Annotated in this window: 13 protein-coding genes and 1 pseudogene; 3 read left to right on the forward strand and 11 right to left on the reverse strand. The window is 65.6% G+C overall.

Features of this window, described 5'->3' with window-relative positions; translation table 11 throughout:
* Nucleotides 1-63: 63 nt before the first annotated feature.
* The 5 genes from AB0J47_RS26940 to AB0J47_RS26960 all read right to left on the reverse strand — a co-directional run bounded on the left by AB0J47_RS26940 (nt 64) and on the right by AB0J47_RS26960 (nt 5787).
* Entirely contained in the window at nt 64-597 is a 534-nt protein-coding gene (locus AB0J47_RS26940; protein ID WP_364351618.1) for a hypothetical protein, read from the reverse strand.
* 71 nt (nt 598-668) lie between these two features.
* On the reverse strand, nt 669-1856 hold the full coding sequence (locus tag AB0J47_RS26945; protein ID WP_364351621.1) for a hypothetical protein: 1188 nt from the start codon (nt 1854-1856) through the stop codon (nt 669-671).
* A 358-nt stretch (nt 1857-2214) separates the two neighbouring features.
* Entirely contained in the window at nt 2215-3087 is an 873-nt protein-coding gene (locus tag AB0J47_RS26950) for a universal stress protein (protein WP_364351624.1), read from the reverse strand.
* A 245-nt stretch (nt 3088-3332) separates the two neighbouring features.
* A complete protein-coding gene (locus tag AB0J47_RS26955) occupies nt 3333-5078 on the reverse strand; it encodes a GAF domain-containing protein (RefSeq protein ID WP_364351627.1) in 1746 nt (581 codons plus the stop codon).
* A gap of 67 nt (nt 5079-5145) precedes the next feature.
* The gene (locus tag AB0J47_RS26960; protein ID WP_364351630.1) at nt 5146-5787 is read right to left on the reverse strand and encodes a response regulator transcription factor; all 642 of its coding nucleotides are present in this window, start codon (nt 5785-5787) and stop codon (nt 5146-5148) included.
* A gap of 245 nt (nt 5788-6032) precedes the next feature.
* On the opposite strand from AB0J47_RS26960, the gene AB0J47_RS26965 reads away from it, so the two are divergent.
* A complete protein-coding gene (locus AB0J47_RS26965; RefSeq protein ID WP_364351633.1) occupies nt 6033-7022 on the forward strand; it encodes an NAD(P)H nitroreductase in 990 nt (329 codons plus the stop codon).
* Nucleotides 7023-7056: 34 nt separating this feature from the next.
* On the opposite strand, the gene AB0J47_RS26970 is transcribed toward AB0J47_RS26965, so the two are convergent.
* The 3 genes and pseudogenes from AB0J47_RS26970 to AB0J47_RS26980 all read right to left on the reverse strand — a co-directional run bounded on the left by AB0J47_RS26970 (nt 7057) and on the right by AB0J47_RS26980 (nt 8477).
* Nucleotides 7057-7446 (reverse strand): DUF302 domain-containing protein, encoded by a 390-nt coding sequence (locus tag AB0J47_RS26970; protein WP_364351673.1) that lies wholly within the window; start codon nt 7444-7446, stop codon nt 7057-7059.
* A 30-nt stretch (nt 7447-7476) separates the two neighbouring features.
* Nucleotides 7477-7932, reverse strand: a pseudogene (locus tag AB0J47_RS26975) (GyrI-like domain-containing protein); the annotation flags it as partial.
* A gap of 17 nt (nt 7933-7949) precedes the next feature.
* Nucleotides 7950-8477 (reverse strand): flavodoxin domain-containing protein, encoded by a 528-nt coding sequence (locus tag AB0J47_RS26980; RefSeq protein ID WP_364351636.1) that lies wholly within the window; start codon nt 8475-8477, stop codon nt 7950-7952.
* A 225-nt stretch (nt 8478-8702) separates the two neighbouring features.
* Here AB0J47_RS26980 and AB0J47_RS26985 point away from each other — a divergent pair, with 225 nt between their 5' ends.
* Both AB0J47_RS26985 and AB0J47_RS26990 read left to right on the forward strand, forming a co-directional pair.
* Nucleotides 8703-9605: a universal stress protein gene (locus AB0J47_RS26985; RefSeq protein WP_364351639.1), complete on the forward strand. Its 903-nt coding sequence runs from the start codon at nt 8703-8705 to the stop codon at nt 9603-9605.
* Between the two features lie 190 nt (nt 9606-9795).
* Nucleotides 9796-10062, forward strand: a complete 267-nt coding sequence (locus AB0J47_RS26990) for a hypothetical protein (RefSeq protein ID WP_364351642.1) — start codon at nt 9796-9798, stop codon at nt 10060-10062.
* Between the two features lie 97 nt (nt 10063-10159).
* Here the strand turns inward: AB0J47_RS26990 and AB0J47_RS26995 are convergent, their stop codons facing one another.
* From AB0J47_RS26995 to AB0J47_RS27005, 3 genes are all read right to left on the reverse strand, one after another.
* Nucleotides 10160-10714 (reverse strand): flavodoxin domain-containing protein, encoded by a 555-nt coding sequence (locus tag AB0J47_RS26995; protein ID WP_364351645.1) that lies wholly within the window; start codon nt 10712-10714, stop codon nt 10160-10162.
* Between the two features lie 379 nt (nt 10715-11093).
* Nucleotides 11094-12506, reverse strand: coding sequence for a wax ester/triacylglycerol synthase family O-acyltransferase (locus AB0J47_RS27000; protein ID WP_364351648.1), 1413 nt, complete (start codon nt 12504-12506; stop codon nt 11094-11096).
* A 330-nt stretch (nt 12507-12836) separates the two neighbouring features.
* Nucleotides 12837-12949: LuxR C-terminal-related transcriptional regulator (locus tag AB0J47_RS27005; RefSeq protein WP_364351676.1), on the reverse strand; the 113-nt coding region annotated here is incomplete at its 5' end.

Below are 12949 nucleotides of genomic sequence, written 5' to 3' on the forward strand. Positions count from 1 at the left end.
CGCGCTGATCATGAGACTGCTTCCGGTACCGATCAGCAGCGGGCGGGTACGACTCGGTCGTAGTCATGAGTCCTGTCCGACCGGCCGACTCATTCCGCGCCATTCCCGGTCCAGCGCCGCATAGCGGCGGATGCGCATTAGCGAGCCGGTGCCATAGCCCAAAAGGGCTGCACCACTCCAGATTACGGCGAGCACCGTCGTGCCGATGCCGATGCCACTGTTGGCGGCGTTGATGGGGCGCACCGGCGGCGTGGTCACTTTGCCATTGCCGTCCAACCACACTCGTACCGCATCGCCCGGCGCGGACTTGTCGGGTACCTCGCTGGTCGTCGTACCGGAGCGGTCGTTCTGATTCCAACGTACGGTCGCGTCGAATCGTTCGGTGGTCGACCCGTAGGCGTCGACGGTCACGATCCGTACCGGCTTCGTCGTAATAGTCGCTGGCACAGCGACTTTCGTCGCGTTCTCGACCCGGATCCGGCTTGCGGCCGCGGTGTAGCCCGCGGTACCTGCCGCCCCCGCGACCGGCACTGCGACAAGCATGACAATGACCGCGAACAGCCACACCAGTGCCTCGACTCGATCCGATAACCGCATCAGCGAACTGGTGTGCCACGGTCGTCGCCGCCATAAGCGGGTCGGCATGGACGGGTATTCCGACACTTCGATCACCTCGTACCCTGTGTCGGGGCGTCCGGTTCGGATATCGATTCCGCGGCCCGGTCCGGATGCGACAGCTCATCTTCGACGATCAGCCAGTCTCTTGGTTGTGCGTGCATGACCGGACCTGCGAGTAGTTCAGGCTGCCTGCGCAGGATGCGGACGAGGAAGTAGCCGGTGACGGCGGCCATTGTGGCGGCCATCAACAAGCCGCCGCCGATGCCGATCAGCACCACGAGCGCCGTGGACTGTCCGGGCTGCCACAGCGGGCTGGTGAACGCGATGAAAACGAACAGCCCGGCCAACCAGGCCAGGGCGGTCGCACCGATCCAGCGGCCCGCACCGACTACAAAGTGGCGCAACACAAACCACTGTGCGACGCCGAGTGACAAGAGCAAGACGATCCCGCCGACCGCTGCTGTGGGCACCAGCACCCATGGCGACCACGTATCGAGTCCGGCACCGGCCAGCACCGGGACCGCACCTATCGACCAGGCCACCAATGCCCCGAATGCGGTGGCGCGAATCCAGTCGCCGGAACGCATTCCGGGCACCGCCGACCGCAACACCGCGGCTTGGAACCAGCCGAGCACACTGCCCTCGACCACGCCGGCCATCAGCAGCGCGACGGCAGCGACGACCGGCGCGGCATCGCGCACCAGCGCGCCGGTCACCGCCGGTGCCGCGAAGCCGAGCAATTCACCCGACGTCACACTCGTGAACCAGCGCCGCCACAGTCCCCACCGTTGCTTCTTCTGCACGTGCGCAGCGCCCATCATCGGCTCGCGCGCAGCAGACAACTCGATCACAACGAGAGGATCGGTCGTCGGCACCTCGGCGCGAGGAAACGCCGTCTGATAGATCGCTGCCGCTTCCTCGCGCTGCAGCGAATCGGGTTGTGCCACATGCCCCATACCGCGATACCACCGCCCATCGAGCCACACCGAAAGCGGCCGGGGTGAACAGAAGTTGCGCCACCAGGTCTTTGTGTCGGCGCGAGCGACCCGGACGACCACGTTGTCGCCCGCGCGGGCGTAGGACACGGGTAAGGCGATATGACGACCCGAGCGCCGCGCCTGATATCGCAGTTCGCACAGGTTGTTCCGCAGTACGTGGGCAAACGGGGAGTGCAATGCCGACAACATCACGGATGCGCCGAATCCCGGTGCCTGATATCGAGTCGCGCTGGTCGTCATATGTCAATCGTCACGCCGTCGCGTGCTGCGGCGACAGGACCGAATGGCACCGACGCCGCAGCCGTTGGCCCTCGAGAGTCGCGGTCCCGGGCCATGAGCATGCTGTCCGAGGCCTGCGTGTGATAGCCCCAGGCCCCCGGAATATGCCACTACCTCGGCCCGCGGCAGCGTACATACTCGCCTCCGATGTTGCGGAGATCGACCGGGCCTGCTGGTCGACGACACCGCGCAGGTCGCCAGACAGCTCAGATAATGCTCGGCGACCGGAACCGCTGCCAGGTCTTCCGAATCGGCGGCCCATGACCGACAGGCATGACCGGCTCGTATCGTAGGCCGCCGTGGACCGGATCCCCGTCGGTCAGTCCTGGGGGCGGGCGATGATCACGGGGCAGTCGGCCGCATGCAGGACGGCCTGGCTGGTGGAACCCAGGGTCATGCCGGCGAAGCCGCCGTCGCCGTGACTGCCGACCACGATCAGTTGTGCGCGTTCGGCGGCGGCGAGGATGCGCTTGGCGGGACGGTCCTCGGTGACCACTCGTTGCACGCGGACCTCGGGGTACTTCTCGGTGTAACCCGCCAGACTTTCGGCGAGCAGTTCCTCGGCCTCGTTCGCCATATCGTTGCGGGGGATATAACGATTGAATTCGGACCAGGTGTGCACCGCTACCAGGGCCGCGCGGCGCCGCGACGCCTCATCGAAGCCGACGTCGAGGGCCCGGATGCCGTCCGGGGAGCCGTCGACACCGACCACGACCGGGCCGAGCGCCCGCTCGGGCGCCACGGCCTCCGGAATCACCGCGACCGGGCAGTGCGCATGCCGGGCCAGCGAGGTGCTGACCGAACCGAGCAATCCGCGCCGAAACGCGCCGAGGCCGCGGGTACCGACGACCAGCAGTCTGGCCTCCTTCGATCGGTCGCACAGCACGGGGATGGGCGGTGCCTCGACAACGAATGTCTCGATATCGATCGGGTGGATCGAATCCGATACGGCGACAGCGGTTTTGCGTGCGAGCGCGACCGCGGCGGCACCGGCTTCGCGATAGACGTCGTAGTCGATCTGGTTAAAGGCGATACCCGGTCCGTAGTCGACTGGTGCGCCGATCGCGTAGATGATGTGCAGGGGCGCGCCGTGTCGGGCCGCGTCGATGGCAGCCCACCGCACGGCGTCGACGGAATCGGCGGATCCGTCGGCGCCGACGAGGACGGGCGGATTGACGGTATTGGTGGACATGGATTTCTCGACTTTCTGGAGCGGAATCAGCGCGGGCGTCCACGTCGGCACCGACAACCACTGCGGCCGAAGCGATTCGGTGCGCGCTGCTATGCGGGTGAGTCATGGGCTGCCTTCGGGTCCGACAATCGGATACCCGTAGGTTAGGAACTCCGGGAGGGCAAGCACGCCTGTCCAAGGTCACGAATCCGAGGGCCGAAAGGCTGCGCTGTTCGCCCTGCCGCTATCTGCCTGCCGCGAGATATTTAGGGCAGCGGCGCCGACCAGCGCATCACCGTGCCACCTCCGGGGCGGTTCTCGATGCTGAACGTGCCGCCCGCGTCCTTCGCCCGTGCCGCCATATTGGCCAATCCGCTGCGCCGCGCGATGTCATCGGGGACGCCGATACCGTCGTCGGTCACCTCGATGCTGACATCGTCACGCACTTTCAACTCGACCGCTACGGTGCTCGCCGACGCATGCCGCACCACATTGCTCACGGCCTCGCGCAATACCGCCTCGACATCGTCGGACAGCGGCGGCGCGAGTACCGTCACCGGACCGGCCAACCGAACGGTGGTGCGCAGCCCGGAATCCGCCGTCATTTCGACGATGATCCCGTGCAGGTGCTTACGATATTTGGAGGAATCCGCGGTGGTATTGCTCTGCAGATCGAAGATCGAATGGCGAATGTCCTGCACGATCGCCTGCACGTCGTCGATCGTCTCCATCAGCCGAGACCGCACCTCAGGCGCCCGGGCCCGCTGCGCGGTGCCCTGTAGGGACAGACCGACGGCGAACAGACGCTGGATGACGTGATCGTGCAGACCCCTGGCGATCCGATCGCGGTCGGACAGCACATCGAGTTCACGCATACGCTCCTGGGTATCGGCCAGTTGCAACGCAAGCGCGGCTTGGTCGGCGATGGTGGCCATCATCGTCTGTGCCGCGACGTCGAGTGGGGCCGCGGCGGCAGGGCGCAGGGTGGTGAGCACTCCGATGACAGTACGTCCGGCTCGCAGCGGAAGTATCAGCGTCGGACCGAATTCGACAGGGACATCAGGGAACGGGTTGTGTGCCAGTTTCTGGACCGACAACATCTGTCCTCGGCGAAAAACCTCACCGGAATTCGACGCCGCTACCGGCAGGCGTTGGCCGGTGAGTGCGTCGGCGTCGATCCCGGCAGCCGCGACCACCACCAACTCGGTGACCTCATCGGCCGGTATATCGGGATCCTCGGGCCGGGCGATGAAGGTGCACGATGATTCGGTCAGCGTCAGGGCTCGCTGGACGACGAGTGCGAGGACCTCGCTCGATTCACCGGCGACCAGCAGTTCGGTAGCAACATCCCTGGTCGCTTCGAGCCACTGCTGGCGGTCGCGGGACTGCTCGTAGAGACGGGCGTTCTCGATGGCGATGCCCGCGGCAGCGGCCAACGCCTGCACCACTACCTCGTCGTCCTCGGTGAACTCCAGTCCGCCCGCTTTCTCGGTGAGATAGAGGTTGCCGAACACTTCGCCACGGACCTGGACCGGAACGCCGAGGAAGGTGTGCATCGGCGGATGGTGTTCGGGAAAGCCGACCGAGGAGGGGTGATCCGAAAGATTGGTCAGCCGAATGGGTTTCGGTTGCTCGATGAGCAGACCCAGCACCCCGTGCCCGCGTGGCAGATCGCCGATCAGGACGCGGGTGCGGTCATCGATGCCCTCGTACACGAATTCGGCGAGCTGATTGCTCATCGGATCGGTCTCCCGAACACCCAGCGCGCCGAATTCCGCATCGACCAGTTCGATGGCGGTGTGCACGATCGTACGCAGCGTATTGTCGAGATCCAGACCGGCCGTGATGACCAGCATGGCCTCCATCAACCGATCCATCCGGTCGCGCGCATCGACGATCTGCGTGATGCGGTCTTGGACCTCGATAAGCAGTTCACGCAGCCGCAGCTGAGACAGGGTCTCAGTCACTGGTGGCCTACTGCTGTGGGCCGCCCCGGGCGACTGGCGTTCCATACCGAACATTCTTTCACGGTCGGCCCACCGAATTCGGTCGACGGCCACGAATCGACCGGTAGGTCGCCTACTGTTCCTGCTGGTTCAGTTTCGAGGCCAGTACAGCTGCCTGCGTGCGGCGTTCGACACCGAGTTTGGTCAATAACCGCGAGACGTAGTTCTTTACCGTCTTCTCCGCCAGGAACATCCGGCTCGCGATCTGCCGATTCGTCAAACCCTCACCGAGCAGGGACAAAAGTGCGCGTTCCTGTTCGGTAAGGCTCGCAAGCGGCCCGGTCTTCGCCTCCGCTTCCGCACGCAGTTTCGCCATCAGCGCCGCAGCGGCCCGGTTGTCGAGCAATGATTTGCCCGCGCCGACCTCACGGATCGCATCGATCAGCTCCAGGGTCGTGATGTCCTTGACGACGTAGCCGCTGGCTCCGGCCAGGATGGCGTTGAGCATGGCCTGCTCGTCGGTGAACGAGGTGAGGATCAGACAGCGCGGCGCCGAATCGGCGGACAGCAGTTCACGGCACAGTTCGATGCCGTTGCCATCCGGCAGGCGGACGTCGAGAACGGCGACATCGGGACGCAGCGCGGGAATTCGGGCGAGTGCCTGCGCGAACGTACCCGCTTCGCCGACCACCTCCAGGTCTGATTCCAGGGCGATGAGGTCGCCGATACCGCGGCGGACGATCTCGTGATCGTCAACCAAGAACACCCTGATCATGTCTTGCACCTCTCGCTGCAACCGAACTCACTCAGCGTACGGAGCCGCCCGCTTCGGTGTGTCGGCATTGGACCCCACCCTGGTGACCAAAGTCCCTTGATCCGTCCGATTCGGCTGCCGCGCGGCCGTCGGTCCCACTCTCGGCCGATGAGCCGCCCGAAGTCCCGTCAAGAGGGGCCGTCGTGCTCTTATCGGTGGCGCCGCGTCGGTGAGACCGTTGGTCGAAATCGATGAAGGAAGGCGACATGGACCACGGATTGCCCGATGACAGCACTGTCAACACAGCACTGGCACTCGCAGTGCGGGCGCCGTCGGTACACAATGTTCAGCCGTGGCGGTGGCGGGTCGGTGCACGTTCCATCCACCTGTACCTCGACCCTGCGCGTACACCGACCGGGACCGACCCGGATCAGCGCGATCTAGTGCTGAGTTGTGGTGCGGCACTACATCATCTGCGCATAGCGTTCGCGGCGCTCGGCTGGTCCGCGGTGGTGCATCGGCTGCCGAATCCGGCGGATCCGAACCATTTGGCCGCGATCGAGTTGGTGCGGCATCGGCCGACATCACTGGATGCCGCATTGAGCGCGACGATTTCGAGACGCCAGACCGACCGCAGGCATTATTCGTCGTGGCCGATCCCGCATGGATATCTGGGGCTGGTGACCGAACGCGCCGCAACACTGGGTGCCATCGTGACGCAGGCCGGCGACCGCCCACGCGAGGTGCTGGTAGAGACAATGCGCACCGCAGCCGCCCGGCACGCCGACGATCCGGAATATCGCTTCGAATTGGTGAATCGGTCCGGCAGGCACAGCTCGGACGACGGTGTGCCGACCAGGAACGCTTTTCGTGCGCGACCGCGTGATGAACTGTCGGCCCGCGAGTTCGCGGCACCCGCGTCAGCCGACGGTGCGCACGAACCCGATTACGCCGAACTGCTGGTGATCAGCACATCGGCCGACAATCGGCTTTCGCGGTTGCGCGCGGGCGAGGCGATCAGCGCGGTGCTGCTGACCGCCACCAATATCGGCCTGGCCACCTGCCTGCTCACCGAACCGCTCGAGCTTGCGGACCTGCGCCGCAGGGTGCGCCACGAGGTGCTCGACGACATCGCACAACCGCAGGCGATCCTGCGGGTCGGCTGGCTCCCGACCAGTGCACTGTCGTTGCCGATGACACCGCGACGGTCGGTGGCCGATGTGCTCGACCCGTTCGAGTCGGCTGCTGCCGGCTGATCCCCGACCACCGAACCCAGTCGCGCAGGCGCCGCTAAGCCGATGCGGTGCAACGCTTTACGATCGCATCCAAGGCCGCGGCCAAACCAGCGCGGGCCTCCCGCGCGATCGGCCGCAATGCGGGCTGTCGCGTATGGACGACGAGGATGTCCGGGTCGACGACTTCGACGACGGTGGCATCGTTGTGGGTGCGCACCACCACATTGCAGGGCAGCAGTAGACCGATCTCCCGGTGGATGTCCAGTGCCCGGTGCGCGAGCTGCGGGTTGCAGGCGCCGAGGATCAGGTAGTCCTCCATGTCGACGTCGAGTTTCACTCGTAGGGTGGCGCGCACGTCGATTTCGGTCAGGACGCCGAAACCCTGTTCGGCCAAGGCCGCACGCACGATGGCAACAGTGTCGGCGAACGGGGTGGGCACCCGCACGAGGAGTTCGGCGGGCGCGACCGGAATGCGGATCTCGGTGACCAGGTCGCGCGCATCGACGACCTCGTCGGGAGCAACCAGGTACACCTCGGTCGGCGGTCCCACGGGTTGGAACGACGAGGTGCGCAACCAGTTCTCCAACGCTCGGTACGCATCGCCGATGTGCTGATAGTCGCCGCGATGGGTGGTGCGGGCGAACAGGCCCGGCTCGGTCCGACGCACCATCGCCTGATCGCCGTTGTCGCCGATGGGCCCGATGGTGACCGGTAGATCGAAGTCGACCTCGGTCGAGGTGTCCGCGCGGAGGTCACCGAGGTAGGTGGTCGATGGCGAACCGACCGGAGCCAGGCCGGTGGTGGTCGCCAGTTCGTACAGCGCCCGCATCCCGGCATCAATATCGTCGCCCGCGTGGTCGGCGCGGATGGCGCGCCGCAGTTCGAGAACGGTCTGCGGGGATGCTTCATCGATCAGGATGCGGTAGGGCATCGGAGTATCCTTCGGTCTCAGACCCGATTCGTGAGGCGATCGAGTTCGGTATGCGCCAAGCGCTCACCCCAGGTTCGAGCGCGTTCCAATTCACCTTGGGCGAGGGGGCCCTGCATACCATCGACCAGAAAGTCCACCGGATCGTCGGCGAGCTCATATCCCAAGCGCCGCAATCGTTTTCCAGCTCCACGTGCGGCCGATCCCGGCAGCCACCACGGGTTGGCGGCTTTCGTGCCGAAGGCCGCGGCCCGGGAACCCCGGGGGACCGGCAGCGCCGCGTCGAGCCATTCGCGGATTCCGATATCGACCGCGATCGGCGCGTCGGTCTGCTCCGCGGCATCGCGGCGGGTTCGCGTGCGACTCAGTCCGAAGGCGTGGGTGGGTCCGCCGACCACCAGCAGACCGATTGCCGGCTCCGACATCTCCGCGGCGGCGGCGACGCAGAGCAGCTCCACTTCGGCGTATGTGCGCAATCCGTCGGCGATCGCCCGGGCGACGGCGGCGGTATTGCCGAACATCGATTCGTATACGACCCGTGCCCGCATCTCAATCTCCCAAGTTACCTATGACCTGCGGAAATAATTTCGACACTACGTCCGGACCGCAGTGGCGCACAGAGCCGAACCGACACTTCCCGAGTGACCTTCGACCGTCGACGGAAATCCGACGACGGGTGCAAGCATGAGACCGCGAGCAGGGGCCACTCGACCCATCCGGGAAATGACCTTCTTCTCTGCTCGTGCCACTGTCGAAGCGCCATGCTCGAGTACATGGCTGACGAAAGCGCTTTGCACTCGAAACAATCCGATGCGCCGATCCTCGCGGCCGTGGATGCGTCGGCGAATTCGTATCAGGCGGTCGCGTGGGCGGCGGCCGAGGCCGCGATGCGTCATCGCAGGCTGCACATTCTCACTTCGGTGGGAATCCAGATGGGTTACGGCCCCGGTGTGCTGCTGACGGAATCCGACACCGAGTGGCTGCGTCGCGACGGCGAGAGCATCCTGGCCGAGGCCACCCGCCTCGCACGGATAGCCGCACCCGACGACAATCTCGCCATCACCACCGAGGTGACCTTCGACCTGATCATTCCGACACTGATCGAACGCTCCACGCACGCCCACATGCTGGTAGTCGGCAGCTGCGGTCGCGGCGCGTTCCAGCGCGGATTACTCGGCTCGGTGACCACCGCCGCCACCCATCACGCCCACTGCCCGGTCGCGGTGATCCACGCGATCGCGGCGATCGATCCAGTATCGGCGACCCGACCGGTGCTGGTCGGGGTCGACGGCACACAGAACAGCACGCCCGCCATCGAACTCGCCTTCGAGGAGGCATCGCAACGCAACGTGGACCTGATCGCCCTGCACGCATGGAGCGACACCAGCGCGGTCGATCTGCCGCTGGTCAACTGGGAGACCGCACGCGTTTCGGCGGAGGCGGTGCTCGCCGAAAGCCTCGCGGGCTTTGCCGAACGCTATCCAGATGTGAAGGTGCATCGAATCGTGGTGGCCGACAGATCGGTTCGCTCGTTACTCGACGCATCGGCCGACGTCCAACTGGTCGTCGTCGGCTGCCGTGGCCGTGGCGGATTCGCCAGCATGGTCCTCGGTTCCACCAGCAACGGACTACTGCATTCGGTGGAGGTGCCGATAATCGTGGTGCGTTCGAACTGAGCTCGAGGCGAGAGCACGGGACCAGCCTCTCCCCAGAAGGAAACCCCTGATCAACGGCCATCCATGGGTAGCTTGCCGGACACCTCTAGTGCCGATCGGCCCTCAATCCAGGGACCGGCGGCCCTGCCCGGATATGACTACCCGGCAATACGGTGGACGACAATGTGACCCACGAGCAAGGCAGCCGCAAATGACATTGGTGAGATCCGAGAACACCCTCGCCGACTTCGTCGAACCAATCGATGCGATCGTGCACCTCAGGCAAGACTTTCCCACCGTTTCGACCGAGGCACTGTCTGCCGCCGTCAACGGTGCAGAGCGAGAGCTGAACGACGTGCCGCCCGAATGGCTGCCCGAACTCGCCGAACGATTGGCGTGGTGGCGTATCAGAACAGCCACCACGGCCTCGCGTTCATGGACTCCGGGTTCGTATACCACTGGCTCGGCGGGTCAATAGTCGTAGTGCAGCGACCGTGGAAGGTGCCTGCCGAGGGTTGTGGGCGGTCCCGGCGTGTGCGGCCGCGCCGCCGAGCGGCAGATCCGGTCGGCTCCGATTACGGGACGATGGTATTCGACTGTGCGGCGGGTAGACCGAGTGATTGCGCGATGGTCGCGGACCAGGCGCGGATGGCGCCCCAGTCACGCAGATCGCCGTAGCGGCCACCGCCCATCAAGCGATACAGCATCCTGGCTTTCAGCGACACGCCGACGTGTTCGTAGTGTCCGGAGAACGCCTGGTATTCCCGCGGCGCTATCGAGTCGCGCAGCGCGGCGATCTTCTTCGGCACAATCCGGCCGATTCGGCTTCCGATGGGGCCGCCGAGCGCGGGGCCGAGGCCGACACTGAAGAGCCAGACATTCTTTTTCCGCAATACCTCCCGGTGCGTTCGCACGAAGGTGACGGCCGCGGGTAGGAAGTCCATATCGTGGATCGCACTACCGAGCACGACCGTGTCGAAGCGGGACAGCTCCGGTGCGTGCTCGGCGTCACTGAGCTCCACCTCGGCGCCCTGCTCGTCCAGCTCTGCGGCAATGAACTCAGCGATATCGCGGGTCGATCCCTTTTCGGTCGCGTATACGACCGCGATGCGAGGTGCGTTCGATTCCATACCCTCAGCGTCGCGCAAAAGCCCGACCGCTGGTCAGAGCCGTGATACCCGCCGGTCGAGGACCAACGGCCCCATTCAGTGCGTCGCTGCGGCGGGCCCGTAGCGGCCTTAGCCGGTGTCGGCGACCGACGGAGCAGGAATCGCCACCAGAGCTCACCCAGAGTCCCGAAGGCGAGCAACGCAATCGCACCGATCGCGACGGTCGTCTAAGCACTCGCCGAATTGCCGTTGGCGTCGGCGACCGCGGACAATCTCGACCAGCTGCGCGTCGATACGGAGCGGGTGCCGAGGACGCCACGCGGTCTGGGCGGGGGCGCCCGCTGTGGCGCTGGCCAACTCCACTGAACGGACAAAGATCATCGCGTACGACGCCCTTCGGTCAGTCGGGCACGGGTTTGTCCTGACTGCGGCGCGCGTCCAGTTCGACCACGCTGTCCCGGTGCGGCAGGCGGCGGGCGGTGGCGTGGGCCAGCAGTTCGGCGATGCCTTCGCGGATGCCGTCAGCGATGACCTCGATATCGGGTGTGGTGTCGTAGTCGCCGGTGATGCCGAAGGCCAGGTTGTCGCCGTAGCTGAGGATGGCGATCGCGGTGCGCAGCCGCATGGCGATCGGTATGCACGGCAGCAGTTCCAGCACCTGACTGCCCTGCATGGTCAGCGGTCGCCGTGGGCCGGGCACGTTGGTTGCCAGCGCCCCGACGCCGCGCTGGGGGAATCGCGCCGCGAGCCGGACGGTCCATGCGAAGGGGGCGAACGGGAGCCGCGCGGCCAGCGCCAACATCGAATTCTCGGCCTGCGCCCCGCCTTTGGACTTGTGCTCGGCCATCCGGTCATGGATTCTGCCGAGTCGTTCGACAGGGTCGGCCATGTCGATCGGCAGATGTGGCAGCAGGACCGAAACCCGGTTGTCGAGTACATATTTCGCGTCCGCCGGGCGCATCGACACCGGCACCATGATGCGGAGTTTATCGCTGGTCGGCGCCTCGCCGCGGCGGGTGAGCAGGGTCCGGTAGGCCGAGGCGACCGCGGCCAGCACGATGTCGTTGACCGTCACACCGAACGCCGCGCTGATATCGCGCACCTCGGCGAGCGAGGTACGCACGGCAACGTATCGACGCTGTTGTCCGATGGGCCCGTTCAGCGAGGATTCGGCAGCCGGGCTGATAGCGGCCATCGCGATCGGGGCAAGGCTGCGCAGCGTGCCGGCAACGAAGCGGGGTGCATCGAGCGGTATCCGCAGGGTCTTGACCGTCCAGTCGAATAATCCGGCCGCAGTATCGCTCTGGTGATCCTGTCTCGGCGCGCGAGTGGGCGCCTTGTCGGCGGGCCGGTCGCAAAAGCCCTCGAACAGCGAGATGCCCGAGACCCCGTCGACGAGGCTGTGGTGTGCTCGCACGATCAGCGCCCAACGGTCATCGGCTAGATGTTCGACGACGGTGCACTGCCACAGCGGATGGTCGCGGTCGAGCCGCTCCGCGAGTTCGGTCGCGATCAGCTCGAACAGCGTCGCCTCATCGCTCGGTTCGGGCAACGCGGCCCATCGGATATGGCGCGCCACATCGAAGTTCGGATCGTCTTCCCACACCGGTGCGACGAGGTCCAAGGGGGCGCGCCGGACCCGCTGCCGCAGCCGGGTGTTGTCCGCGAGTCGCTCAGCCATCGCTTCGGTGAATTCGGCTCGCTTCGGTGCGGTGCCGGAAATGATGGCGACCGCACCGATACCAAGGCTGATATGCCGGTCGGAATCCTCGAGTTCCATGAACCCCGAATCCAGCGGATGTAGTTCGGTCATACCGACCACCTTCGGCGGCAGCCGCCAACCATCACTGTGGTCGCCTGAGAAACTGCCTCTGCTACACCTCGATTGTCGTGATATCCCGGCTGCTCGTAGCAGATGCGAAGGTAACTCACCGAGGTGACCGTCGTCATGAATTCTGGCCGACCCGGCCGTTCATCCCGCGCCATTCCCGGTCCAAGGTCGCGCGGTCGCACGCGTCGGCCGCAGCAGATCACATCGGTCGACCCGATTGTCTCTGCTGCGCTGAGCGGTCCATAGGTGGTGTCCGGCGGGGCAGGTCCTTGCACGGCAACGCACCATTGCGGGTGTGGAGACGCCGCGCGCTCACTTCTCCTTGTGTGGTGGGTTGAGCTTCGTGGCCAGTACAGCGGCTTGGGTGCGTCGTTCGACGCCGAGCTTGGTCAACAGCCGGGAGACATAGTTCTTTACGGTCTTCT

The sequence above is a fragment of the Nocardia sp. NPDC049737 genome (assembly GCF_040674755.1).
Lineage (GTDB): Bacteria > Actinomycetota > Actinomycetes > Mycobacteriales > Mycobacteriaceae > Nocardia.

Excerpts from the sequence above, each read along its gene's own strand:
- AB0J47_RS26980 (WP_364351636.1), bottom strand. The coding sequence starts at position 8,477 with ATGCGGGCACGGGTCGTATACGAATCGATGTTCGGCAATACCGCCGCC.
- AB0J47_RS26960 (WP_364351630.1), bottom strand. The coding sequence starts at position 5,787 with ATGATCAGGGTGTTCTTGGTTGACGATCACGAGATCGTCCGCCGCGGT.
- AB0J47_RS27000 (WP_364351648.1), bottom strand. The coding sequence starts at position 12,506 with ATGACCGAACTACATCCGCTGGATTCGGGGTTCATGGAACTCGAGGAT.
- AB0J47_RS26985 (WP_364351639.1), top strand. The coding sequence starts at position 8,703 with ATGGCTGACGAAAGCGCTTTGCACTCGAAACAATCCGATGCGCCGATC.
- AB0J47_RS26990 (WP_364351642.1), top strand. The coding sequence starts at position 9,796 with ATGACATTGGTGAGATCCGAGAACACCCTCGCCGACTTCGTCGAACCA.
- AB0J47_RS26995 (WP_364351645.1), bottom strand. The coding sequence starts at position 10,714 with ATGGAATCGAACGCACCTCGCATCGCGGTCGTATACGCGACCGAAAAG.
- AB0J47_RS26940 (WP_364351618.1), bottom strand. The coding sequence starts at position 597 with ATGCGGTTATCGGATCGAGTCGAGGCACTGGTGTGGCTGTTCGCGGTC.
- AB0J47_RS26955 (WP_364351627.1), bottom strand. The coding sequence starts at position 5,078 with ATGGAACGCCAGTCGCCCGGGGCGGCCCACAGCAGTAGGCCACCAGTG.
- AB0J47_RS26965 (WP_364351633.1), top strand. The coding sequence starts at position 6,033 with ATGGACCACGGATTGCCCGATGACAGCACTGTCAACACAGCACTGGCA.
- AB0J47_RS26950 (WP_364351624.1), bottom strand. The coding sequence starts at position 3,087 with ATGTCCACCAATACCGTCAATCCGCCCGTCCTCGTCGGCGCCGACGGA.
- AB0J47_RS26945 (WP_364351621.1), bottom strand. The coding sequence starts at position 1,856 with ATGACGACCAGCGCGACTCGATATCAGGCACCGGGATTCGGCGCATCC.